The 23867-nt window shown below is 70.4% G+C and carries 19 protein-coding genes and 4 pseudogenes; 14 read left to right on the top strand and 9 right to left on the bottom strand.

All coding sequences use genetic code 11. The features are described from left to right. Positions 1–157 precede the first annotated feature (157 nt). The 4 genes from OG852_RS04085 (at position 158) to OG852_RS04070 (ending at position 4388) form a co-directional block, all read left to right on the top strand. Positions 158–343, top strand: a complete 186-nt coding sequence (locus tag OG852_RS04085; RefSeq protein ID WP_133916130.1) for a hypothetical protein — start codon at positions 158–160, stop codon at positions 341–343. Then, entirely contained in the window at positions 340–651 is a 312-nt protein-coding gene (locus OG852_RS04080; protein WP_208117301.1) for a hypothetical protein, read from the top strand. The genes OG852_RS04085 and OG852_RS04080 overlap by 4 nt, the downstream gene beginning before the upstream one ends. Before the next feature lie 173 nt (positions 652–824). Then, positions 825–2315, top strand: a complete 1491-nt coding sequence (locus OG852_RS04075) for an alpha/beta hydrolase (protein ID WP_330347107.1) — start codon at positions 825–827, stop codon at positions 2313–2315. A 153-nt stretch (positions 2316–2468) separates the two neighbouring features. Then, entirely contained in the window at positions 2469–4388 is a 1920-nt protein-coding gene (locus tag OG852_RS04070) for an ABC transporter ATP-binding protein (RefSeq protein ID WP_330347106.1), read from the top strand. Positions 4389–4512: 124 nt separating this feature from the next. Here the strand turns inward: OG852_RS04070 and OG852_RS04065 are convergent, their stop codons facing one another. Further along, positions 4513–5982, bottom strand: a complete 1470-nt coding sequence (locus OG852_RS04065) for a non-reducing end alpha-L-arabinofuranosidase family hydrolase (protein ID WP_330347105.1) — start codon at positions 5980–5982, stop codon at positions 4513–4515. A 545-nt stretch (positions 5983–6527) separates the two neighbouring features. On the opposite strand from OG852_RS04065, the pseudogene OG852_RS04060 reads away from it, so the two are divergent. Next, a pseudogene (locus OG852_RS04060) lies at positions 6528–7706 on the top strand (endo-1,4-beta-xylanase); the annotation flags it as partial. A 169-nt stretch (positions 7707–7875) separates the two neighbouring features. Here OG852_RS04060 and OG852_RS04055 read toward each other — a convergent pair. Both OG852_RS04055 and OG852_RS04050 read right to left on the bottom strand, forming a co-directional pair. Next, positions 7876–8709, bottom strand: coding sequence for a PIG-L family deacetylase (locus tag OG852_RS04055; RefSeq protein ID WP_133916125.1), 834 nt, complete (start codon positions 8707–8709; stop codon positions 7876–7878). A 129-nt stretch (positions 8710–8838) separates the two neighbouring features. Then, entirely contained in the window at positions 8839–9012 is a 174-nt protein-coding gene (locus tag OG852_RS04050; protein WP_166663674.1) for a hypothetical protein, read from the bottom strand. Between OG852_RS04050 and OG852_RS04045 the strand changes: the two genes are divergently transcribed. From OG852_RS04045 to OG852_RS04025, 5 genes are all read left to right on the top strand, one after another. Then, the gene (locus OG852_RS04045) at positions 8995–9345 is read left to right on the top strand and encodes a VOC family protein (RefSeq protein WP_133916124.1); all 351 of its coding nucleotides are present in this window, start codon (positions 8995–8997) and stop codon (positions 9343–9345) included. The two genes, OG852_RS04050 and OG852_RS04045, sit on opposite strands and share 18 nt — an antisense overlap. 189 nt (positions 9346–9534) lie before the next feature. Then, positions 9535–10611: a hypothetical protein gene (locus OG852_RS04040; RefSeq protein WP_330347104.1), complete on the top strand. Its 1077-nt coding sequence runs from the start codon at positions 9535–9537 to the stop codon at positions 10609–10611. Between the two features lie 206 nt (positions 10612–10817). Continuing rightward, entirely contained in the window at positions 10818–13460 is a 2643-nt protein-coding gene (locus tag OG852_RS04035; protein ID WP_330347103.1) for a LuxR C-terminal-related transcriptional regulator, read from the top strand. Between the two features lie 83 nt (positions 13461–13543). Beyond that, a complete protein-coding gene (locus OG852_RS04030; RefSeq protein WP_133916122.1) occupies positions 13544–14137 on the top strand; it encodes an RICIN domain-containing protein in 594 nt (197 codons plus the stop codon). After that, positions 14134–14724, top strand: coding sequence for a hypothetical protein (locus OG852_RS04025; RefSeq protein WP_133916121.1), 591 nt, complete (start codon positions 14134–14136; stop codon positions 14722–14724). The genes OG852_RS04030 and OG852_RS04025 overlap by 4 nt, the downstream gene beginning before the upstream one ends. 186 nt (positions 14725–14910) lie before the next feature. Here OG852_RS04025 and OG852_RS04020 read toward each other — a convergent pair whose 3' ends face one another. After that, on the bottom strand, positions 14911–15534 hold the full coding sequence (locus OG852_RS04020) for a hypothetical protein (RefSeq protein WP_133916120.1): 624 nt from the start codon (positions 15532–15534) through the stop codon (positions 14911–14913). Between the two features lie 279 nt (positions 15535–15813). Here OG852_RS04020 and OG852_RS04015 point away from each other — a divergent pair, with 279 nt between their 5' ends. After that, positions 15814–17079 (top strand): 4-hydroxybenzoate 3-monooxygenase, encoded by a 1266-nt coding sequence (locus tag OG852_RS04015; RefSeq protein WP_208117299.1) that lies wholly within the window; start codon positions 15814–15816, stop codon positions 17077–17079. 267 nt (positions 17080–17346) lie between these two features. On the opposite strand, the pseudogene OG852_RS50890 reads toward OG852_RS04015, so the two are convergent. Next, a pseudogene (locus tag OG852_RS50890) lies at positions 17347–17466 on the bottom strand (zinc finger domain-containing protein); the annotation flags it as partial. Between the two features lie 132 nt (positions 17467–17598). Further along, the gene (locus OG852_RS04010; RefSeq protein ID WP_133916118.1) at positions 17599–18192 is read right to left on the bottom strand and encodes a TetR/AcrR family transcriptional regulator; all 594 of its coding nucleotides are present in this window, start codon (positions 18190–18192) and stop codon (positions 17599–17601) included. Positions 18193–18302: 110 nt separating this feature from the next. Between OG852_RS04010 and OG852_RS04005 the strand changes: the two genes are divergently transcribed. Beyond that, positions 18303–19313 (top strand): NADP-dependent oxidoreductase, encoded by a 1011-nt coding sequence (locus OG852_RS04005; RefSeq protein ID WP_330347102.1) that lies wholly within the window; start codon positions 18303–18305, stop codon positions 19311–19313. A gap of 603 nt (positions 19314–19916) precedes the next feature. Next, positions 19917–21062, top strand: a complete 1146-nt coding sequence (locus OG852_RS04000; protein ID WP_330347101.1) for a glycoside hydrolase family 53 protein — start codon at positions 19917–19919, stop codon at positions 21060–21062. A 58-nt stretch (positions 21063–21120) separates the two neighbouring features. Here the strand turns inward: OG852_RS04000 and OG852_RS03995 are convergent. Further along, positions 21121–21605: pseudogene (locus OG852_RS03995) on the bottom strand (VWA domain-containing protein); the annotation flags it as partial. A gap of 184 nt (positions 21606–21789) precedes the next feature. Between OG852_RS03995 and OG852_RS03990 the strand changes: the two are divergent. Further along, positions 21790–22626, top strand: coding sequence for an alpha/beta fold hydrolase (locus OG852_RS03990; protein ID WP_330347100.1), 837 nt, complete (start codon positions 21790–21792; stop codon positions 22624–22626). A 132-nt stretch (positions 22627–22758) separates the two neighbouring features. Here the strand turns inward: OG852_RS03990 and OG852_RS03985 are convergent. Beyond that, positions 22759–22923: pseudogene (locus OG852_RS03985) on the bottom strand (cyclase family protein); the annotation flags it as partial. A gap of 30 nt (positions 22924–22953) precedes the next feature. Beyond that, a complete protein-coding gene (locus OG852_RS03980) occupies positions 22954–23865 on the bottom strand; it encodes a PaaX family transcriptional regulator (RefSeq protein WP_330347099.1) in 912 nt (303 codons plus the stop codon). Positions 23866–23867 lie beyond the last annotated feature (2 nt).

The following is a 23867-nucleotide window of genomic DNA, read 5'->3' as shown; positions in this document are numbered from 1 at the left end:
GATCACCTCCGAGTCTGTCCGATGTGCGGTGCGGGCCACCGGGTACCCGCTCCTTGCGAGCCGCCAACGGCATCCCGCTCCCCTGACGGACGGGCTCTCGGCCTGCCGGTGGGGAAAGGCTTCCGGTGACGGCACCTATGCCACTAGATTTGGTTGCATGACTGCCATCACCTTGCGGATCCCCGACGCCATGGACAAGCCGCTGCGCGACGCCGCGGCAGGCGCCCCGTCACTGAACGACTACATCCTGCGCGCCGTACGTCGGCAGATGACGCTCGACGCCGCACGCAAGCTCGCCTCCATCGCGCCCCTCGACCTCGCGGGCGAGGGCGACGCCCTGTGACGATCCGCAAGGGGGACGTCTGGGATGTCGACACGGGGAAGGGCACGCGTACCGTTCTCGTGGTCAGCCTCGACGGGCTCGCCGAGGCCTACGGCGCCGTGGTCGTCCTGGTGCTCCACGCTCCGGCGCAGCACCCCGACACGGCGATGAGCGTGCATCTGACCACTCCGGTCGACGCCTCCCTGGTCGCCGTCAACCTCCTCCAGCTCTCCGCCCCGCGCTTCGAGACCGGCACCCTGCACGGCAGCATCGGCCCCGAACAGCAGGAACTCGTCGACAACGCGCTCCGCGCGGTCCTCGACCTGTAGGAAGGCCGCCGGAGCGAACGGCGGCAGCCCGGCCGGCACCGGTCCACTCGTGCCAGGTCCGGCTACGACGGGACACGGGGGAAACCCCGAGGGCGGAACAGGGGTAACCCCCCATGCGAATCAGGCTGTTCCCCGGATGGGCGAGGTGGGCATGGTCGGCCAGGCTCGTCCGCATGAAGGAGATCAGGAAACACATCACGAGAACCGCAGTCATCACGGCCGCCTCCGTCGTCATCCTCGGCTCGGTCGCGCCGGTCGGCGCATCCGCCGAACCCCTCCGGTGGAGCACGTGCGAGGGGAGCGGACAGCGCGACGCCCGGCAGGAGTGCACGACCGTGTTCGTGCCGATGGACTACTCCGATCCCGGCGGCCGAAAGATCGGCATCGCCGTCTCCCGCATCCCGAGCGAGAAGCCCGGCGCCCGCCGCGGGGCGCTGCTCCTGATCCCCGGCGGGCCCGGCGGCTCCAGCCTCGACGAACCGTTGGAGAAGGGGCAGCGGTTACCCAAGGAGGTGCGGGAGGCCTACGACATCATCGGGTTCGCCCCGCGCGGCAACACCCCCTCCGCACCGGTCGACTGCGACCTCGACCGCTCCGACCTCGCCCCCTCCAGGCTGCGCCCCTGGCCCGCCGCCGACGGATCCATCACCGAGAACATGGCCGCCGGGCGCCGAATGGCGGACGCCTGCACCCACAACGGCGGCGAACTGCTGCGCCACATCAGCACGGCCGACAACGCCCGCGACATCGACCGTATCCGGGCCGCGCTCGGCGAACGGCGGATCTCCGCATGGGGCGTCTCGTACGGCTCGTACATCGGCGCCGTCTACAGCGAGCTGTTCGCCGACCGCACCGACCGCATCGTCCTGGACAGCAATCTGGATCCCACCGGCGACTTCGGCCGCACCCAGGTCTCCCGGGCTTGGCTCGCCGGGTTCGAACAGGGCGTCGAGGACGTGTTCGCCGAGTTCGCGAAGTGGGCCTCCCGGCCGGGCAACCCCGACCGCGTGGCCCGCACGCCGGCCGAGGTGCGGTCGGTCTTCCTCGGCCTCGCCGCGCGCCTCGACCGCCACCCCCTGCCCTGGCCGGGCGCCAACCCCGAGGTGCTGAACGGCACCATGCTGCGCCAGAGCATGCTGGACCACCTCTACGACCCCGACGACTTCCCGAAGCTGGCCCAGCTGATCCGGGACGCACGCCGGGGCACCGTACCGCCTGCCCCGCCCGCCCCGCCCGAGCCGCTGATGCAGAACGCGGTCGCGGTGGGCGCCGCGACCATCTGCAACGACAGCGCCTGGCCCACCTCGGCCGCCGCCTACGAGAAGAGCGTCGCCGACAGCCGGGCGACGTATCCGCTGACCGCGGGGATGCCGAGGAACGCGATGCTCTGCGCCTCCTGGCCCCGGCCGGAGCAGGCGCCGGTGCGGATCACCGACCGGGGACGGTCGAACATCCTTCTCGTCCAGAACGAGCATGACGTGGCGACCCCGCTCGCCGGCGCCCGCAAGCTACGCGTGGCCCTCGGCGACCGTGCCGTCATGGTGACCGTCAACTCCACCGGCCACGACGCCTACCTCGACAACGGCAACGCCTGCGGCGACGCCACCGTCTCGCGCTTCCTCGCGAAGGGCGAGCGGCCGGACCACGACGTCTCCTGCGAGTGAACCCCAGGGGACCGGGGGTGACGTCATCGCGCTCACCCCAGGTCCCACCCCCTACCGCTGGCGGTGCCCGGTTCTCGCCATTCCGCGTTAAATGCGTGGACTGAGGATCTCCCCTGACGGGACAATTCCGACTTCCGAACCTCCGGGAGCGTAATGGGGACCACAGATGCACAAGCGCCGACACCGGGCAGGAGCGCGGTCGTTCTGGCACTGCGCCGCTACGGACGGGAACTGATCCGACTACGCCGACTGGCCCTGCCCGCGCTTCTGCTGCCGGCCGTGGGCAACATCGGCACCCGCTACATCGCCCCCCTGCTGATCGCCAAACTGGCGGGGAAGGCCGCCGACGACAGCGGTTTCACGCTCACCTCGGCACTGCCGTACGTGCTGGGCTTCGGCGTGACGCTGTTGCTCGCCGAGGCCGTGTGGCGGGTCGGGCAGCACTGCCTGAACCGCGTGGACGCCCTCGGCATGGAACACCTGTACGTGAGCGGCATGGACGAACTCCTCGCGAAGGACGCGGCGTTCTTCCACGACAACTTCGCCGGCTCCCTGACCAAACGGGTGCTGAGCTTCGGCAAGCGCTTCGAGGACTTCGTCGACACGGTGACGTACCGGATCGTGGGCAGCCTCGTCCCTCTGCTCTTCGGTGCCGTGGTGCTGTGGAGCTACGAACCGATGCTCGTCGTCGGCCTTCTCACGATGATCGCGCTGACGGTAGTGGCCGCGACACCGCTGATCCGCCGCCGCCAGAGACTCGTCAACGACCGTGAGGCCGCGCTCGCCCGGGTCTCCGGACATGTCGCCGACAGCCTCATGAACATGGAGACCATCCGCGCGTTCGCGGCCGAGCGGCGGGAGGCCGACGAACACCGCACCCGCGTCGCGGACTCCCGGCGTCTGACCCTGCGGTCGTGGGACTACGGCAATCTGCGCGTCGACACCCTGATCGCACCGCTGTCCGTGCTGACCAACGTGCTGGGCCTGTCGGTCGCCATCGCCTTCGGCGGCTCGGGCCAGGGAGTGGAGGAGGTCGTCGTGGCCTTCACCTACTACTCCAACGCCACCCAGATCATGTTCGAGTTCAACCAGATCTACCGGCGGCTGGAAAGCTCGATGACCGAGGCCGCGCAGTTCACCGAGTTGCTGCTCGACCCGCCCATCGTGCTCGACCCGACGGAACCGGAACCGCTCGCACCGCGGGACACCGGCATCCGCTTCGAGGCGGTCACCTTCGCCCACGCGGGTGCGAAGCCGATCTTCCGGGGGCTCGACCTGGATGTGCCCGCAGGCGCACGAATCGGTCTGGTCGGCAGGTCCGGCGGCGGCAAGACCACACTCACCCGGCTCCTGCTGAGGATGTCGGACGTCGACGACGGACGCATCCTGATCGGTGGTCAGGACATCAGCCGACTGCGCCAGACCGACCTGCGCTCACTGATCGCCTACGTCCCGCAGGAACCCGCCATGTTCCACCGCAGCCTGCGGGACAACATCGCCTTCGCCCGGCCCGGCGCCGGCGACGAGGAGATCCACGCGGCGGCCGTGGCCGCGCACGTCACCGAGTTCGCCGACCAACTCCCCGACGGCTTCGACACTCTGGTGGGGGAGCGGGGAGTCAAACTCTCGGGTGGCCAGCGCCAGCGCGTCGCCCTCGCCAGGGCCATCCTGCGCGACGCCCCGATCCTGCTGCTCGACGAGGCGACCAGCGCGCTCGACTCGGAGAGCGAGATCCTCGTCCAGGACGCCCTGTGGCGGTTGATGGAGGGACGTACGGCCCTCGTGGTCGCCCACCGCCTGAGCACCGTCGCCGGCATGGACCGTCTCGTCGTCCTCGACCGCGGAAGCGTCGTCGAACAGGGCACCCACGAGGAACTGCTCGCGGCGAGCGGTGCCTACGCCAAGCTGTGGCAGCACCAGTCGGGCGGCTTCCTCGGCGAGAGCACGGAGTCGACCCCGGGACGCCCGGTCCCGGTGGCCGATCCCGGCGGACTCCCCGGACCGGCCGATCCGGAGCCGGACGGGGACCGCAGGACACCGTCGCCCGCTCGCACGGGCACCGGGCGCACATGACCGAGTTTCCCCGGTGAATGTGGCACCAGCAGGTTCCTCGTCTGCTGGTGCCACACGCCCGACCTGGCCTGCGCCCAGGCCCGCCACGTCGGCGTCCTACCGGAGCCGTACCCGTGTCATACCGTCAGCGCTGCAGAGTCAGCAGACCGGGACGGTAGGGCAGTAGACCGTAGTCGCCGCCTGAGTTGGGGCTGCGCCCCTGGTAGAGCAACCGCAGATTGCAGGGATCGACGGTCATGGTCTGATCAGGGCTGGTGCGGATCAGCTCGCCGTGGCTGATGTCGTTGGTCCAGGTGGCGCCGCTGTTGGCCTTGCCGGCGAAGGGATTGCTCTCGGTCGCTGCCTGGGGTGTCCATGAGCCGTTCAGACTGGTGGCCGTGAACGAGCGGAAGTAGCGGTGCCCCTGTGAGCCGATCGCCTCGACGATCATGAGGTAGCGGTTCTGGCCCTGCAGCTTGTAGACCTGCGGGGCTTCGAAGAGGTTGTTGGTCGTATCGCTCATGACCACGGTCGAGGCCGTGCCGAAGCTGCCCGGGAAGTTCCCGATCGGCATACTGGCTCGGTAGATCTTGCCGTTGTCACCGGCGAAGAACAGGTACATGTTCGTTCCGTCACCGATGAGCGTCTGGTCGATGGGTCCTGTTCCAGAGCCGGAAATGCTTCCGGAGAAGAGCACCTGCTGGGATGACCAGCCATTCGGGTTGGTGGGGTCGCTCGACGTCCGGTAGGAGAAGGCGGTCCCGCCCCATTGGTAGGCGAGCACCCAGATGTTCTTCGGTGCGAAGTAGAGGAGCGTCGGCGCGACGGCGGAAGTCGACATCGCGTTCTGGCCGGCCGAGGCCATCTCCGACCAGTTGGTGAACAGGCCGAAGTTCATCGAACCCCACTTCGTCCCCGTGTCGTGCGTCGTCGCATAGACGAGTTGCCTGCCGTTGTAGGGGACGACGGTGAAGTCCTTGAGCGAGACCCACCCCGGCTTGGGCTGCGCCAGGGCGCCCGTCGATGTCCAGCGGTATGTCGGCGGAAGATCGCACGGGCCGGAGGTGTCGGCGCCGACCTTGACGAGTCGCCACTGCTGGTTGCTGCCGCCCCAGTCGTCGTACTGGACGATGTCCGCGTTGTCGGCGGTGGAGGTGCCTTGTACTTCGAGGGCCTTGCCGCTGTGGCGCGAGATGAGCCTCACATATCCATCGGAGCTGTCCGCCAGCCGCCACTGCTGGTTGGCGCCGTTGAGGTCGGCCCACTGGACGATCGAGCCGCCGTTCGCGGTGGACCAGTTCTGGACGTCCAGCACTTTCCCCGAGTGCCGGGACTTGATGCGGTAGTAGCCGCCCCCGGAATCGACGAACTGCCACTGCTGCTGGTTCTGATCGTTCCTGGTCCACTGGGCGATGCGGGCGCCGTCGTCGGTCGCCCTGTTGTAGACGTCCAGGGCTTTGCCGCTGTTGCGGTTGACCAGCACGTACGAGGCGTCGGGGTCCACGCTCGCCGCGTCGGCGGGCTGGGCTCCGAGGAAGGCCGATACGAGCAGCAGGGGTGCGAGGACGGCGAGTAATCGCCTCAGGCGGACCGAAGACGGGAGGTGAAACCACATAAGAGGGCCTCCTGGGGGGTGGGGGGTGAGGTGACTCCGATGAACCACGGAGTGGGCATGCCGGGAGAGGGGACGATCTCGAAATATTTCGAAGAATTCCCGGAAGCTTTGACGCCACAAGCTAGGAATGCAGGGCTCTCGGGTCAAGGCCTGTGGCCGATCTGTCCACAAACAGCGCCTCCCTGCGGGGAGGGCAAGCCGTTGAACTGGCCGGAACCGCTCCGGCCCCGGCCTCGCGGCATCTTGGACGGCGGCGCCACGGGGGTGTGCCGGCTCGTCGGGACTCCGTAAGTTTCGGGCGCCGAACCGAAACTTCTTCTGTGAAGAGTATTGACGATGCATCGTCAATTCCTCAATCATCCCGTCTGAGGCGCCGGTCATCATTCGATATACCGAACCGCTGCTCTGCCGCCCCGGTCCCGCGATGTCCGGTGATTCAGAACCGCCCGGGTTTCGGCCCGCCCCGTCCGTCTGCCGCGTGGCAGCGGACCACGTATTCCCCCGCGCTTCAGTCCTTCTTCGACGCGTACCCAGGAGGCACAGTCGTGGACTCGTATGTCCTTCCCAGAGCCGTTGTCCGCCGCAAGGTCCGCGTCCTGCTGTTGGCGCTGGTCGTCGGCGTCCTCGGCGTGGTCGCAGCACTGGTCGTGCCGCCGACCGCACACGCCGCCCAGAACACGCTCGGCGCCGCGGCGGCGCAGAGCGGCCGCTACTTCGGCACCGCCGTCGCCTCGGGGAGGCTGGGCGACTCGGCGTACACGACGATCGCAGGGCGTGAGTTCAACTCGGTGACGGCCGAGAACGAGATGAAGATCGACGCCACCGAACCACAGCGGGGCCAGTTCAACTTCACCGCTGGTGACCGTGTCTACAACTGGGCGGTGCAGAACGGCAAGAAGGTGCGCGGCCACACCCTGGCCTGGCACTCCCAACAGCCGGGCTGGATGCAGAGCCTCAGCGGCAGCACACTGCGGCAGGCGATGATCAACCACATCAACGGCGTGATGGCCCACTACAAGGGCAAGATCGCGCAGTGGGACGTCGTGAACGAGGCCTTCGCCGACGGCAGTTCGGGAGCCCGGCGCGACTCCAACCTGCAACGCACCGGCAACGACTGGATCGAGGTCGCCTTCCGCACCGCGCGCGCCGCCGACCCGGCCGCCAAGCTCTGCTACAACGACTACAACATCGAGAACTGGACCTGGGCCAAAACCCAGGGCGTGTACGCCATGGTCCGGGACTTCAAGCAGCGCGGCGTGCCGATCGACTGCGTCGGCTTCCAGTCGCACTTCAACAGCGGTAGCCCCTACAACGGCAACTTCCGCACCACCCTGCGGAACTTCGCCGCCCTCGGCGTCGACGTGGCGATCACCGAACTCGACATCCAGAACGCTCCCGCCACGACCTACGCCAACGTGACCAACGACTGCCTGGCCGTCCCGCGCTGCCTCGGCATCACCGTCTGGGGTGTGCGCGACACCGACTCCTGGCGGTCGCAGGACACGCCGCTGCTGTTCAACGGCAACGGCAGCAAGAAGCCCGCCTACACCGCCGTCCTCAACGCACTCAACGTCGGTTCCTCAGCGCCCCCTTCGGGTTCCGGAACGATCAAGGGCGTCGGGTCGGGCCGACGCCTGGACGCGCCTGGCACCAGTACCGCCGACGGCACCGGCAACGGCACCCTGATCCAGCTCCACTCCTGCTCGAACGGCACCGACCAACGCCGGACCCCCGCCTGAGGGGACCTGTAACTTGCGAAAGAGGCCGTCATTCGCCCCGAGCGTGCCCGGGGCGCATTAGTTCCCGGTGACACGCCCGCACGGGGGAGCGGAGCCAGCATCATGCCGGCTCCGCTCTCTCGGCGTCTGTCAGCCGTGGGACCGGGCGGGTGGCTCAGCGCAGTCCGGCGAAGAGATCGTTCTCGGGTACGGCCGCGCCGGTGGTGTCATGGACGCGTACGAAGGTCTCCATGCCCATCAACTCGCCGAACCTCGCCTTGCCCATCTTGAGGAAGAAGATGTTCTCGCCCTGACTGGCGTGCGCGGCCAGCGCGTCGAACTTCTGACCGCTGAAGGCGGTGGTGTCCACCCACGTGGTGATCTCGTCGTCGGGGAGGCCGATGTCGGCCAGCGCGGCGGCCTCGGCGGGATCCGGCTCCGGCATGTCCTCCTGGAACTCGCGCATGATCTCACCGAACCGCTGCATCCCCGAGCGGGGCACCGTGGTCCAGTACACCTTCGGTGTCAGCTCCGTCATCTCCAGCGCCGCCATGGTGATGCGGTGGGCCTGGATGTGGTCGGGGTGGCCGTAGAAGCCGTTCTCGTCGTAGGTGACGACCACATCAGGTCGGTAGTGCCGCATGAGTTCCGCGAGCCGGGCCGCGCCTTCCTCCACGGGGGTCTGCCAGAAGGATCCGGGGGCGTCGTTGCTCGGCCAGCCCGCCATCCCGGAGTCGGCATAGCCCAGCATCTCCAGATCGCCGACCTTCAGGACCTCACAGCTCGCCTCGAGTTCCTGGCGGCGCATCGATGCGACCGCCGCCGGATCGTGGCCGGGATCGCCCGGCTTGACACCGCCCGGTCCATCACCGCAACCGCCGTCGGTACACGTCACCAGAACCGTGCGGACGCCTTCCGCCGCGTACCGCGCGAGGACTCCTCCGGTTCCGGTGGCCTCGTCGTCGGGGTGGGCGTGTACTGCCATGAGCGTCAAGGGCCGGCCAGTCATGAAACAGTCCTCCTGCAGACATATGTCTTGGTCCGAGTGCGCGGCGGGCGTACCGCGCTCCTCGATGCAACCGTGCCGACCGGATCCGCTGTTCCCGGCGCGACCGCCCGGCCTCCCGGGTGTCGGCGATCAACGCGAACAAGCTACTGAGGGCAGCGGGCGGGTTTGTCCGTTGACCTTCACCTCGGTGGCCGTGTCGTCCACGCGGTCGAAGATCTTCTCGACCTCGGCGTGCCAGGATGCCGGCGATACGACCGCCGGCACGTCGACGGGCAGGAGCCAGCCATGATCAGCGGTGCGCATGTCATCCTCTACAGCCAGGACGCCGAGGCGGACCGTGCCTTCCTCCGTGACGTCCTCGATTTTCCCGGCGTCGACGCGGGTGGCGGCTGGCTCGTCTTCAAGCTGCCCCCGGCCGAAGTCGCCGTGCACCCGACCGATGGTCCGCCCCAGCACGAGTTCTACCTGATGTGCGACGACCTCGATGCCCAGCTCGGCGAGTTCCGCGCCAAGGGCGTCGAGATCACCCGCCCGGTCAGCGAACAGCGCTGGGGCAAACTGACTGCGATCCGACTGCCCAGCGGCGCCGAACTCCCGCTGTACGAACCGCTGCACCCCCTCGCCCACGGCCTGTGACCCCACAGCGCTCGACTCGGCCCGTCGCGCGCGGAGAAGGGGAGGTTCCGGCCAAACACTTACGCAGTACGAGTGAATGAGGTGAGTGTTCCGTTCGGGGCCGGCTGCGAGTCTCTTACGGTCTCTCAGTGTGTCCGGGGGTTGCAGGGAAGCCCCGCGGGCGGGGGGACGGGTTGAAAGGCGCGCCTGATGGTGGGGTTGGAGAAGTCGCCGGGCGAACGCGTGGTCCGGGCGGGCCGCCGCTGTCGGAGCGGGGCGCGGGCCTGGGGCGCGGTGGGCGTGTCAGGTCTCGTGGGAGCAGCGCTGAGTCTCGGCGGGCCGGGGGCGGGCGGGACCGTGGCGGCGCGGATGGTGGCTTCGGGGCCGTCCTTCGGCTGTTGGGGACTGGCGGCTTCCCTGCTGCTGCGTGCGTGGGGGGTGCGTGGGGGACGGGTGCGGACGCGTCTGCTGCTGTTGGCGGGTTCCGCGGTGGCCGGGGGTGTGTACCGGGGGGCGGTCAACGTCCTGTCGGCTCACCCTTCGGCTTCGGGACGGGATGCGACATCGTTGCTCGGTTCGACGGTGGTCACCGGAGTGACGCTCGCGGTCGGCCTGGGAATGGCCGGCCTGGTGGTGGCGGCCGATGACGGCACCGGTCGACACACTTTGCTGCGGCGGGTGCTCGACGGTGTCGTCACAGCCGCAGCCGTGTTCATGACGGGATGGGTGCTGCTGCGTGGGACCGGTGCGGGCTGGCAGCCGGAGACGGGGCTGGTCGGTGTCCTGTGGACGGCGGAGGTCGTGTTCCTCAGCTTTCTGTTCGCCCTGCGCCGTCTTGTACGGAGCGAACAGAGAGCCACGCTGTGGGTGGGGATCGTCGGGCTGTCCCTCATGCTGATCGGCGACACGCTGCGACTGTGGGCGGCCGGCCCGCACATGCCCGAGTCGATGTCCGGCCGGCTGGTCGACGCCTGTGTCACCGCGGGACTGACGGTGGCCGCAGTCAGTCCCTGGGTGCCCGGCGGGGCGAGCGCCCTGGGCACGGCCAAGCCGGCGTTGCGACGGGGCATAGAGGGCGCGGCGGCATTCATTCCCCTGACGGTCTGCACGGTTACGGCGCTCGGGTACGCGTTGGCTCCTTCTCCCCTGGACCCGGTGCCGTTGGTGCTCGGCGGGACGGCACTGCTGGGCCTCTGGTCCCGCCAGACGCTCCTGCCGCGAGAACAGCAGAAAACGATGTCGCCGTCGGGGACGGCGTACCTGGAACAGCGGCAGCCGCCGACCTGACCGCCCCGTCCCGGGCAGCCTTGGACCCCTATGCGCCACCCTGCCGACGAGGTAACGAAGGGATCGCCTGGGGAACCCGCGCTCGCCCGGAGCGCCGGTTGGTCGTGCCGACGGTGGCTTCCTACGCTGGCCGGACGGGGTGTTGAGCGTGTCATGTCGTTCCGGGGGGAGCCGTGGTGCGGAATCAAGTCGGACGTTGGCCGTTGGTGGGACGCGAGCGGGAACTGGGCGAGTTCGCGGCGGCGTTGGAGGACCGCGAGTGGCGGGGCTTCCTCGTGTGCGGGGCGGCGGGGGTCGGCAAGTCAAGGCTCGCCGAGGAGTGTCTGGAGCGGGCCGCGGCCGACGGATCACGGGTGGGTCGGGCCACCGCGACCGCCGCGGCCGGCGCCGTCCCGCTGGGGGCGATCGCGCATCTGCTGCCCGCCGGGGTGGATCTCTCCGACCCGGTGGCGGGGTTCGCCGCGGTCGCCGCTCGCCTCGCCGCGGGGCCGGGAGGGCGGCAGTTGGTGGTGCTCGTCGACGACCTGCATCTGCTGGACTCGGCGTCGGCGGTGCTGCTGCGGCAGCTGATGGACGCCGGCGCCGTCCGGCTGATCGGCACGGTCCGCACCGGCGAGCCGTACGGCGAGGCCGTCGCGGCCCTCACGGGCGGGGACTCGGTGCGCCGGGTCGACCTGGCCGTGCTGGACCCCGGCCGGATCGGGGAACTGCTGGCGGCCGCGCTCGGCAGACCCGTCGCCCGGCACACGGTCCACGAGCTGTCGGCGGCCAGCGGCGGCAACGTGCTGTACCTGCGCGAGCTGGTCCTCGGCGCGCTGACCACCGGGGACCTCACGGAGGACGGGGAGATCTGGCAACTGCGCGAGGGCCGGCTGCCCGGCACCGCGCGGCTGGCCGAGGTGGTCGGCGCGCGGCTGGCGGGCGCCGACCTCGCCGCACGGCCCGTCCTGGAGCTGCTGGCGCTGTGCGAGCCGCTGCCGCTCGCCGACGCCGAGGCCGTCGCCGCACCGCACGCGGTGGCGGACCTGGAACGCGCCGGGCTGATCCGCGTCGCCCAGGACCGCAGGCGCACCTCCGTGTCCCTGGCCCACCCGCTGTACGGCGAGGTACTGCGTGCGGGACTACCCGTGCTGCGCCGCCGGGCCCTGCTCCTGGAACAGGCGGCCCGCACCGAGGCCCGGGGCGCCCGCCGCCGCGGCGACCCGCTGCGCATCGCGACCTGGCGGCTGGCCGCCACCGGCACCGCCGACCCCGCCCTGCTCACCCAGGCCGCGGTCCTCGCCCGCCACGCCCACGACTACGCCCGGGCCGTCGCGCTCCTTCAGGCCGTACCCGAGGACCGTCACACCACCGCCACCCGCTCCATGCTCGGCGACGCCTACTTCGAGATGGGCCGCTGGGCCGAGGCCGAGACCGTGCTGGCCCGCGCGGACCGGCTCGCCGACGGTGAGCGCGAGACGCTGGCCGTCGCCCTGGTCCGTACGACGAACCTGCTGTGGAGCAACGCCCCCGTCGCCGAGGCGCTCGCGGCCAACGACGCCGCCCTGGCGCGGATCACGCGTCCCGCGGACCGCCGCAAACTCAAGATCAACGAGGGGTTCATACGGATCGCCGCCGGTCAGCCCGCCCAGGGACTGTCCCTGCTGGAGGACCTGGAGACGGACGTGGCCGATGCCTCCGACGTCGACGCCTGGCTGCGCGGCGCCTGGATGAAGCCCGCCGGGCTGGCCCTGGTCGGCCGTACCCGCGAGGCCGTTGTGTGGGCGGAGCGCGCCCACGCCGGGCACCGCCGGGTCGACGAGCGCGCCCTGGCCTCCCATCCCGCCTTCCAGCGCATCCCGCTCGTCCTCGCGCTCACCGAGGCGGGCCGCCCGGCCGAAGCCCGTCGGGCGGGCGAAGCGGCGTACGCCGAACTCGTCGCCGCCGACTCGGTGGTGCGGGTGTGGCTGGCGGTCCTGCTCGGCCGTACGGAGTGGCTGGCGGGCCGGCCGGTGACCGCGCGCCGCTGGTGGGCGGAGGCCGCGGCGCTGGCCCGTACCTTCGACCACGCCATGGCCCTGCGCCTGGTCCTGGCCGGTCTCGCCGCCTGCGCGGCCGTACAGGGTGAGCCCGAAGCGGCCCGGACCGCGCTGGCGGAGCACGGTGAGCTGCCCACGCCCGAGCCGGGCCTGCTGTCGGCCGGTGAGGAACACCTGGGCAGGGCCTGGCTGCTGGCCGCCGAAGGACGGGTGGGTGAGGCCCGCTCGGTGCTCGTCGCCGCCGCCCGCACCGCCCGTGCCGCCGGCCATGCGACGGGGGAGGCGCTGCTGCTGACCGACGTGGCCCGGCTCGGCGGTGCCCGCCAGGTCACGGACCGGCTCACCGAGCTGGCACGCCTCTGCGACGGGGAACTCGCCCCCGCGCGGGCGCGGCTGGCGGCGGCGCTCGCCGTGGACCGCCCCGACCGGCTGCTGCGGGCCGCCGACGCGTGCGAGGCCGTCGGCGCGGACCTGCTGACCGCCGAGGCGGCCAGCGCTGCGGCTGCCGCCTGGCACCGGGCCGGTGAACCCCGCCGGGCCGCGGCGGCCGGCCGCAGGGCCGCGACGGCGGCGGCACGCTGTGAGGGCGCACGCACCCCGCTGCTGACGGCCGCCCGCGCCGCCGCGCCCCTCACCACCCGTGAACGCGAGGTCGCCCTGCTCGCGGCGGTCGGCAACGCCAGCGTCGACATCGCCCGCGCCCTCACCCTCTCGGTGCGCACCGTCGACAACCACCTCCATCGCGCCTACGCCAAGCTCGGCGTCACGACCCGCCGCGAGCTGGCCCGGACACTGGGGGAGCAGCCGCTCACCGTCCGCCCGCAGAGTTGAGTAACGGTTACTCACGCCGCGCGCCGACGAAACCGGCAGTCTCATGCGTGGACACAGCGACCACGACCTTTGGAGACACGGGGATGGAAGAGACAAGGACCGAACAGACGGGGACGAAGGGGCCGGGGCGGGCGGGCCGCGGCCGTCGCGGGCACCGACTCCTGCGGGGCGCCGCCCTGACGTCAGCGCTGGCCGCCACCGCGCTGCTGGCCCCGGCCGGACTCGCCCAGGCCGCGCCCGCCGCCGCGCCGACGATCGTGTCCCAGCGCATCGTCACCATCACCCAGGCGGACACGAACCGGTTCCTCGACGCGCACGAGATCGAGAGCCTCGACTACCGGGTGGTCACCCGGCCGTTCCAGAACAACAGCACCCAGCACTGGCTGCTGACCGACCTCAGCAACGGCCTCTCGACGATCCAGCAGCAGAGCAACGGCCGCTATCTCGACGCCTATCAGGGGTCCGGCGACGACTACCGGGTCGTCACCCGCACCGCCGAGAACGACGCGACCCAGGCCTGGATCATCCTGCCGTCCACCAACGGCACGTACACGATCCAGGAGGCCAGCAACAGCCGCTATCTCGACGCCTACGAACTGCCGTCCCAGGACTACCAGGTCGTCACACGGCAGTGGAAGAACGCGGACGAGGAGCGGTGGCGGATCATCGACGTATGAGGAACAAGGACGACGACGAGGACGAAGCCGTGCTGCCGGAAAGCGCGCGCCGGGCCCGCGGGACTCGTGCCGTCCCCGTCGCGTTGGTGGCGGCCTGCTGTGTGGTCCCGCTGTTCGCCGCGGTGATCATGTTCCTGGGCCCCCTTCGGCCGCCGGACGTCACCGACACCTCGTCTTCCAGGACCTCGCCGGAGCGGAAGGGTGTTCCCAGCGCCGCGCTCCAGAGGACGTTCGGGCTCGCGGTACCGGCCGGGGCGGAGCAGGCCGCCTATCTCGTCGTGCCGGGGGACGGAGGCGCGGAGAGTGGACAGGACCTCTATCTGCGTTTCCGCACGACGCCCGACGGTGTGCGGACGTTCGTCGCCTCCCTGGGGCGGAGTGCCGGGCATCTGACGGCTGGGAGGGATTTCGTGGACCAGGACGACATCGATGCGGTCGGCCTGCCGTGGAAGCTGCCGGCCGAGGGGCGTCTGGTCGGCCTCTACGCGGATGTCCCCGGGAGGGACGACACCACGGGAACGGCTCTCCTGACCGTCGACGAGACCGACCGGACCGCGCCCCTGGTGTTCGCCCACGTGACGGTGTAGCTCCACGGGACCGCGAACAGCGCCGCTCCGCGGAAGGGAGCGGCCTGCCATGGCGGTCCAGGCTCCCGGCCGCGACGTACGCGATGCCGCAGCGCGGCCGCCGTCGCTGTGACGGAGGTGGGCGGGAGCGAGGTCCCCTCCGGCCTCGCCCTGCAGACGGGACGCGTGCCCACAGGTCTCGGGATATCAGGTGGACTGCTGGGAGCTCGGCTCGGCGGGTGCGGCCGGCTCGGCCGAGTCGGGGGCGCTGTAGTACACGGACGTGCCCTGCTTGCTGCGCTGGGCCTGGCTCTTGGCCACGAGACCTTCGAGTGTCGTACGCACCACGGTCGTCTTCACAGCGCGCTCGGGATGCTGCTGTCCGAGCGCGGTGGTGATCTCGGCAGCCGAGCGGGGTTCGCTCTGGTCGGCCAGGTGTTCCCGGACGAGGTCGACCAGCTTGGCCGGAGCGGGCTGCGGGGCCGGCGCCGCGGTGGCCGCCTTCTTGCTGGTCCGCTTCCGTGCCGGGGCGGTCTTCTTCGCCTTCGTCTGTGCGGCCGTACCGGATGCGGGCGCGGCCTTCTTGCGGGGTGCGGGTACCGGTGCGACAGGTTCGGCCGCAGAGGTGTCGGGCGCTGCCGGGACGCCGAGGGCCTGCTGGAGGTTCACCAGGACGGAGTGGTCGTGGCGTACGGCGGACAACTGCTCCTGCAGCGCTTCGATCTCACCGCTCAGGCGTTCCTGCTCCTTGAGGTTGCGTTCCAGGTCGCCGGCCACTTGGGTGCTGTACTGGGAGGTCAACTCGGTCGTGGTGGCAGGGGTTTTGGACATGGTGCTCACACCTTTCCTGGGCGCCGTCGTGGATGAGCGGCGAGCCGATGGCGTACGCGAAGTCGAAGGTTCATGCCGTCTCGCCTGCTGCCGCGGGGGAGGTATCGGTCACAGGCGCACATGGTTGTCGTAGCGATACTACGGAAGGCGCCCGGACACCACCCCGCTATCAGCCGAGAGTGCTGTCTTTCCGGGACCGTGTTCGATCGGCGACGCTGTTGGTCGGATACGGCTCGGATGGCTGATCTCCTCGCTAGGCTGGACGCCGGAGGTGCCCAAGTGGCCGAAGACGCAAGGCAGTTGCGTGATTCCGTCGAATCCACGACCGTCGTGGTGATCGGTGCCGGCCCGGCCGGTATGACTGTCGCCAATCTGTTGCGGGGCAGCGGCGTCGACTGCGTCGTCCTGGAAAGCCGATCCCGTGCGTATGTGTCACAACGCCAGCGCGCCGGCATCGTGGAGACCCGTGCCGTCCGCATGTTCGACGACTGGGGGCTGGCCGACCGGGTCCTGGGCGGCGTTCCCTACGACGGCATCCTGGAGTTCCGCGTCGACGGCGACCGCCACCTGGTCTCGGACAGCGACGGCTCCAACGGCCCCGCGGCCCGACTGTGTCCCCAGCAGATCCTCGTGCAGAAACTCACTGCGGCATATCTGGAGGACGGCGGCGACCTGCGCTTCGAGGCCGCCGACGTCTCCCTGCACGACCTCGCCGGCGACCGCCCGACCGTCCGCTACCGCTCCGTCGACGGAGCACTCCGCGCGATCACCTGCGACTTCGTCGCGGGCTGCGACGGCGACCACGGCGTCAGCCGTACGGCGGTCCCCGACGGCGCCCTCACCGCGTACGCCCTCGACCACGGCATCGGCTGGCTCACCATCCTGGCCGACGCCCCGCCCCCGGCCCACCCCCTCCTCGCCGTCAGCCCCCAGGGCTTCGCCGCCCACTTCCCCCGCGGCCCGCACGCCAGCCGCTACTACCTCCAATGCCCGCCCGACGACCACCCCGACGCCTGGACGGACACACGCGTCTGGGACGCCCTGCGCACTCGGCTCGGTGACCAGGCACTCACCTCCGGGCCCATCACCGAACGCGAGATCTTCCGCCTCCGCAGCCTCGTCCACGACCCCATGCAGTACGGTCGGCTCTTCCTCGTCGGCGACGCGGCGCACATCGTGTCACCCATGGGCGGCAAGGGCATGAACCTTGCCCTGTACGACGCCGACGTCTTCGCCCGGGCCGTGCGCGACTTCGTCCGAGGCGGCGACGACACCGGCCTGCGCACCTACTCGTCGCGCTGTCTGCGCCGGGTCTGGAACGACCAGGAGTTCTCCCACTGGCTCACCCGGACCCTCCACGACGCCGGCGATGCCACCGACGCCGGCCCGTTCCACCGCCACCTCGCCCGCGCCCGCCTCGACCGCCTCTTCACCTCCCCGGGCGCAGCCCGCGCCTTCGCGGACCTCATGACGGGACTGGACCCGACCGGGGACCCGGTGACTCAGGACGTCCTCGGAAACCTTTCCGGGCCGGGCGGCGGCTGACGAGTCGGGTCGGCCGGCGAGTCGGAAACGGCCTCGGGGAACATCGGTGCAACGGCCATCGGTGAGATCGATCTCGCTCCTACTCGGTCTCCGCGGGATGGAGAACCTGGTCCTGGTGGCGTTGCCGAGGCTCGGCTTCCTCCTGCGTGAGCGGATCATCCGGGCCTCGGATACGGACCCGGCGGGGCGGGGATGTCGTCGGTGCCCTGGCGAAGTCGGCGTGCGCCTGGGCAATGGCCTCGGGGTATACCTAGGCACGCGCAGGCGCTTGGCGAGCCGGGGCACCTTGGTGAAGCGGCCGGTGTGGTGGGTGCCGGCGACCGTGCCGGAGCGCGAGCGGCACGGCGAGCCGGGGCCGGCCCGGCAGCGCGGGCAGGCGTGGCGCTCGACGTCGTCCGCGTCGCCAGGGGAGGCCCCACGGGATCAGGTCGGTCTTGTCGTACAGGTCGACGTGACCGGCGCCGGGCACGATGTGGAGTTCCTTTGAGACTCGTCATCGTGAACTGCGGGCTTCCGGCCTCAGCCCTCAGCCCGCGATCGTCGCTCCTTGTTCGGATCATCGCTCGCCGGGCCGGTCACCATCGCGCTCACGACGACATCGAAGAGGTGATCGGCGCGGGGCGCGAGCGCGGGTTGATCGTGGAGCCACGCGAGTGACCCGGCCAGCGCGTACAGGTCGGTGCCGTCGATGTCGGTTCGGGCTGTTCCCTCGGCCTGGGCGCGGGCGAGCAGTCGGGTGCCGGCCGCGCGCATGCTGACGCACGACGTGTGGAGTGCGGACTCCGGGGCCTCGATGGCCGCCATCATCGACGCCACGACGCCGCGGTAGTCGTGGGCGACGGCGACGAAGTCGCGCAGCCACGACACCAGCGCGTCGTCGGGCGAGTTCGACGTCTCGAGCTCGCCCGCCTTCGCCGTCAGCTCGTCGAAGCTCGTCCGGAGCAGGGCCTCGAACAGCGCCTCTCGCGTCGGGAAGTGACGCAGCAGCGTGGCGAGCCCCGTGTCGGCTCTCCGCGCGATGTCGCGCATCGACGCCTCGGCGCCCTGCTCGGTGATGACGGTGCCCGCGACGGCGAGCAGGTGGTCACGGTTCTTTCTGGCGTCGGCACGCATGTGTCCCTCTTGCTATCCGGATCAGTGATCCATATTATCTGGTTCAGTGATCCGATTATCTGGATCGCTGATCCGCTCAGCGTATTCCTCGGTAGACGCAGGAGAAAACGATGTCGACACGCACGATGAGGGCGATCCGGTTGCATGAGCACGGCGGCCCCGACGTTCTGCGTCAGGACGAGATACCCGTTCCGCGGCTGGGCCCGGGTGAGGTGCTGGTCCGCGTTCACGCGGTCGGCGTCAACCCTCCGGACTGGTACCTGCGTGACGGGCTGAGCAACATACCTCCGGAGACGAGGCCGACGTTCGACCTGCCCGTGACCCCCGGGACGGATGTGTCGGGCGTCGTCGAAGCCGTCGCCGCGGATGTGGAGGGATTCGCCGTCGGCGACCAGGTCTTCGGTCTCCTTCGCTTCCCCAGCTTCGACGGCAGGGCCTATGCCGAATACGTGGCCGCGCCCGCGTCGGACCTCGCACACAAGCCGGCCGGCGTCGACCATGTGCACGCCGCCGGCGCGCCCATGGCCCTGCTGACGGCGTGGCAGTTCCTGATCGAGCTCGGACACGATCACCCCTCGCCCTTCCAGGCGGAGCGGCACCGCCCGGTCCCCCTCGACGCCGGCACGACGGTGCTCGTCAACGGCGCCGCGGGCGGCGTGGGGCACCTCGCACTCCAGTTGGCGAAGTGGAGGGGCGCCCATGTGATCGCGGTGGCATCGGGTGCGCACGAATCGTTCCTGCGCGAGCTGGGCGCCGACGAGTTCATCGACTACACCAAGAGCCGTCCCGAAGAACGCGTCCACGACGTCGACCTCGTGCTCGACACCGTCGGTGGCCGCGAGAGCAGCCGCTTCCTGCGCACACTGAAGCGCGGCGGTGTCCTGTTCCCCGTGTTCTTCGGTGCGTACGACGACGAGGAGACCGCGAGGCTGGGCGTCACCGTCTCCGGCACCCAGGTCCGCTCCAGCGGCGCGCAGCTCGCCGAAGTGGGGCGCCTGCTCGACGCGGGTACGGTCCGCGTCGCGATCGACAGCACGTTCCCGCTCGCTGATGCCCGAGCGGCGCACGAACGCGCCGCCGAAGGACACCTCCAGGGCAAGATCGTGCTCACGGTCGCGTAACCATCGAGATGCCGAGGGCGCGGGCCTAAGGAGGTGCCTGGCACTCGCATTTCTGTGAGCGTGCACAGAAGAAAATCGCATGCTCCCCTTGTCAACTGATCGCGGCTCGGGTTACCTACGTGTAGCTCACGGGCGTCAGCCGCAACCTATTCTGTGCACGTTCACGGAAAGGGGCCGACGCCGTTCCGCCGATCCTCCCGGAGCGAGACATGTCCTCCCCTCTGTTCGACCGTCTGCCGCTCGCCGCCGGTGCCCGCGGCGACGTCGAGCAGTGGCGGTATGAGGTTCGGCGCAGCAGGCCGACGCGGGAGACGGGAACCGGCCGTGCAGCTCACCGACAAGCTCACCGAGGATTACGGCCCGTGCCCCGCCGTCGGCCTGTGGCAGGCCCACCCGTCTGAGCGGCGTGGACCCGGCTCGGGCGCTGGGCACCTATGCCCCGCCCGCGCCGGACTCACCCGCCACACGGCCCACGACGTCGAAGCCGTCGTAGAGGAAGACGTTCGGGTCACCGCCGCTTCGCCGTGCATGACGCTGCCGCCGACGTGCCCGGAACGCTTCCGTGTCATCCCCGAGTCGCCCCCTGTGAAAGGACCCTTGACCATGCGCAGACGCAGCCTCCTCACCGCAGCCGGCGCCGCCGCGCTGGCGGTGCCGACCCTGGGCGCCGTACCGGCCATGGCGAGCACCGCGACGGGCAGCGCCGCGCGCCACTGCCTCCCGATCCGCGCCATGGACATCTCCTCGCTCCCGAAGAACGAGGACCACGGCGCCGTCTACCGCCGGGCCGACGGCCGGCTCGGCGACCCGGTCCGCATCCTCGCCGAGGCGGGCATCACCCACGCCCGGCTGAAGGTCTGGGTGAACCCGGCCGACGGCTACAACGACAAGAAGCACATTCTGTCGCTGGCCGGCCGCCTGAAGCGGGCGGGCATCGGCATCTGGATCGACTTCCACTACTCGGACAGCTGGGCCGACCCGGCGCACCAGACCAAGCCGGCTGCCTGGGCCGACCTGGACGTGGCGGGCCTGACCAGGGCCGTCTACGACCACACAGCCGACGTCCTCGGCGCCCTCAGGCGTCAGGGCACGCCCGCCGACCTGGTGCAGATCGGCAACGAACTCAACGGCGGCATGCTCTGGCCGACCGGCAACTGGGACCACTGGGACAACCTGGCCGCCTTCCTCAAGGCCGGCCTGCGCGCCGCACACGACACCACCCCGCGCGTCCGCACCATCCTCCACCTGGCCAACGGCGGCGACAACGGCCTGTACCGCTGGTGGTTCGACAACGCCGTGTCCTACGGCGTCGACTTCGACGTCATCGGCCTGTCCTACTACCCCTTCTGGCACGGCTCCCCGGACCAGGCGGCCGCCAACATGGCCGACATCACGGCCCGTTACGGCAAGCCGTGCGTGATCGCCGAGACCGCGTACCCGTTCTCGCTGAGCAGCGAGGACGAGACCAACGACATCATGAACAGCCCCTCGCAGCTCACCGAGGGCTACCCCGCCACCCCCGAGGGGCAGGCCGCATGGCTGCGCACGGTGGCCGACCTGGCGGCCGCCGTCCCCGACGGCAAGGGCCTCGGCTACTGCTACTGGGAGGGCGTGTGGACCTACCGCTCCGGCAGCGGCTGGAACCCGGAAGACCCGACGTCGGGCAACGCCTGGGAGAACCTCGCCCTGTTCGACTTCGACGACAAGGCACTGCCCGGCCTGCGGACCCTCGGCCACTACCGCTCCTGACCCACCCACCGGTCGGCGCCCGCCAGGCGAGGCACTCCCGGTTCCCCCGCCCGCCCCGTCATACGACGTGCGCGGTGCGGGCGGCGTCGAGCCATGTGGGGAACTCCTGGAGCATTCGGTCGAAGAGGAGGTCGTCGGCGACGGTCTGGGGGGTGCGTCCGGCATGGAAGAAGCCGGCGTTGTCGACGACGCGGCGTGCGGGACGGCGAGTGTGTCGAGTCTGCGCAGAAAGGCGAATTCGTTGTCGGAGGGGTCCCCGAAGCCGATGAACTGCCAGAACAGGGGCAGACGGGCGGCCTTGCAGAGGTAGCGCTCCGCGGCCGCCTTGCTGGTGGGACCTCCGTCCGTCTGGAAAATCACCAGGGCGGGGGAGTCGCTTGGGGAGTCCACGTAGTGGTCGATGACCTCGTCCATCGCCCAGTGGTAATTCGTGCGCCCCATGCGCCCCAGGTTTTCGTGGAGTTTGTTGATGCGGCCGCGGTGCCTGCCGAGCTTGAGGTCGGTGGATCCGTCCACGTCGGTGGAGAAGAAGATCACCGGGATGTGACGCGGGGCGATCTGGTTCTCCCCGCGCTCTCTCGTGGTGACTCCACGGGCTTGCGGGTCATCTGCGTCCTCTGTCGGCAACTCGCCCGCGCACTTGGGTGTTTGGGAAACCTAGTGGTACTAGGTTATACCTAGGGGTCCTAGGTGGCGCACCGGCCCCGTCCCGAGAAGGAGACGCCTCATGACCACCCCCACCACCGGCAGCCTGCGGGTGAACGGCGCCACCCTGCACTACGAAGCGCGCGGCCAGGGCCCGCTCCTGCTGCTGATCCCAGGAGGGACGGGTGGCGCGGCGTCCTTCGACGGCGTCGTCGACGGCCTGGCCGCCGAGTACACCGTCGCCACCTACGACCCGCGCGGCATGTCCCGCAGCGCGCTGGACGACCCCGACGCCGAGCAGCGAGTGGCCGAGCACGCCGATGACGCCTTCCGGCTCCTGCACCTGCTGTCGCCCGACAAGCCGGCCCGCGTGTTCGGCGCCAGCTCGGGTGCGATCGTGGCCCTGCATCTGCTCACCACCCGTCCCCAACACCTCGAACGCGTCGTGGCGCACGAGCCGCCGGTGGTGGAGGTCCTGCCGGACGCCGCCGAACACCGGGAGCTCATCGCGCGTGTGCAGGCGACGTTCCGCACGCAGGGGCTCATGCCGGCGATGGCCGTATTCGCCGCAGGGCTGAAGAAGGACGGAGACACCGCCGAACCGAAGGCCGAGATCGAGCTTCCGCCGCAAGCGGCGGCACGGGCCCGGCAGACGATGGCCGACCTGCCGTACTTCATCGGACGCATCGTGCCCGGCTTCATGTCCTACGTCCCGGACATCCGCCGCCTGGAGGCGCTGTCGGACCGGCTCGTGCTCGCCTGCGGCCAGGACTCGCGGGGCGAACTGCCTTACCGGCCCGCCGCTTTCCTGGCCGAGCGTCTCGGCACGGAACTCCAGCACTTTCGGGGCGGGCACACCGGCCTGACCACGCACCCCGCCGAGTTCGGCGAACTCCTTCGCACGTCCTTGCGCGCCTAGGCCGGCGCGCGATGTGGACGGTGGCTGCCCGAATGGGAGGCGAGCGGTTCGTCACCCGGGGCGTCGTACCGTTCGGCGGCGCCGATCACGATGATGTGGCCGCCGGCGTCGAGACACCGCACGGTGCGGCACTGGAACCGGGGGAACGGCCGCGAGAACACGGCAGGGGGAGCCGGAGCCGTTGACGATCGGCAGCGGTGCCGCGATCAGTACCGCCCCCGCGACCGGCGGACGGTCCAGATGGCGGAGCTGCGTCAGCCCGTACTTGCCGTCACCGAGCAGGAACCAGTGGCAGGGGCCGGCCCCGCGCAGTCAGCGGACGGACGATCAGGAGGTCCGCTGGAGCGGTTCGGCGCCGTCCGCCCTGCCGTCGGTCCTGTCCGCCGTCCTCGGCTGTGCGGACCAGTAGGAGGCGGCATGGGCGAGTGCCCGGCCCTCCAGGGTCGTGACCATCCGTTCGAAGAGCCGGACGGCGGCGGGGCCGCTCCAGTCCTCGGCCAGTACCTCGCGCGGCAGTCCGGGGTCGCGGAACGGCAGCTTCCGCCAGTGGTCGATCACGGAGAGATACGTGACGAAGGCGTGCGTCCCCGCTATGACGCCGGCCTCGGCGAGGCGGTCCGCCTCCCCCTCGTACTCGCCGATGAACTCCCGGTACCGCTGGTCGATCCCGTCGAGGTCCCAGCCGCCTCGGACCATGCTCGGCAGGGGCTGCCCGGCGACGTAGTCACCGACGAAGACCGCGCACTGTTCGGTGAGTTCCAGCTCGGCGATGGCGCGTTGCGCCGCCGGGAGCATCCGCGCGGGGGCGATCCAGACCGCCGATCCGATGTTGCCGAAGCCGAGGGAGGTCAGATGCGCGGTGAGCTGGTGGCGCAGGGCGCGGGCGGACTCGGGCACGGAGAAGTTCACGAAGCACCAGCCGTCGCCGAGATCGGCCGGCTGCCGCGCGTGCCAGATGACCTCGTCACCGGTGGCGAGGGCCTCCAGCGCGGCGGGCGTCAGCGCGTAGCCGCGCATTCCCGAGCGGCTCTCCGACACCAGCCATCCGCGCTTCTTGAGCCGGAAGACGGCCGTCCGGACGCTGGGCGCGTCCAGCCCCGCCTCGCTCAGCAGCTCGACGGCGCCGGCGATGGGCATCCAGTTGCCCATCTTGCGGACGATCGCGCCGAGGAAACTCACGAGCACGGTCCGCGAACGACGCGTGGCTGCTGCGGGGCGGTCTCCCTTGGTTACGGTCATCG

Origin of the sequence: Streptomyces sp. NBC_00582 (genome assembly GCF_036345155.1) — a bacterium.
GTDB lineage: Bacteria > Actinomycetota > Actinomycetes > Streptomycetales > Streptomycetaceae > Streptomyces.
This window is presented reverse-complemented; position numbering and strand designations above follow the sequence as displayed.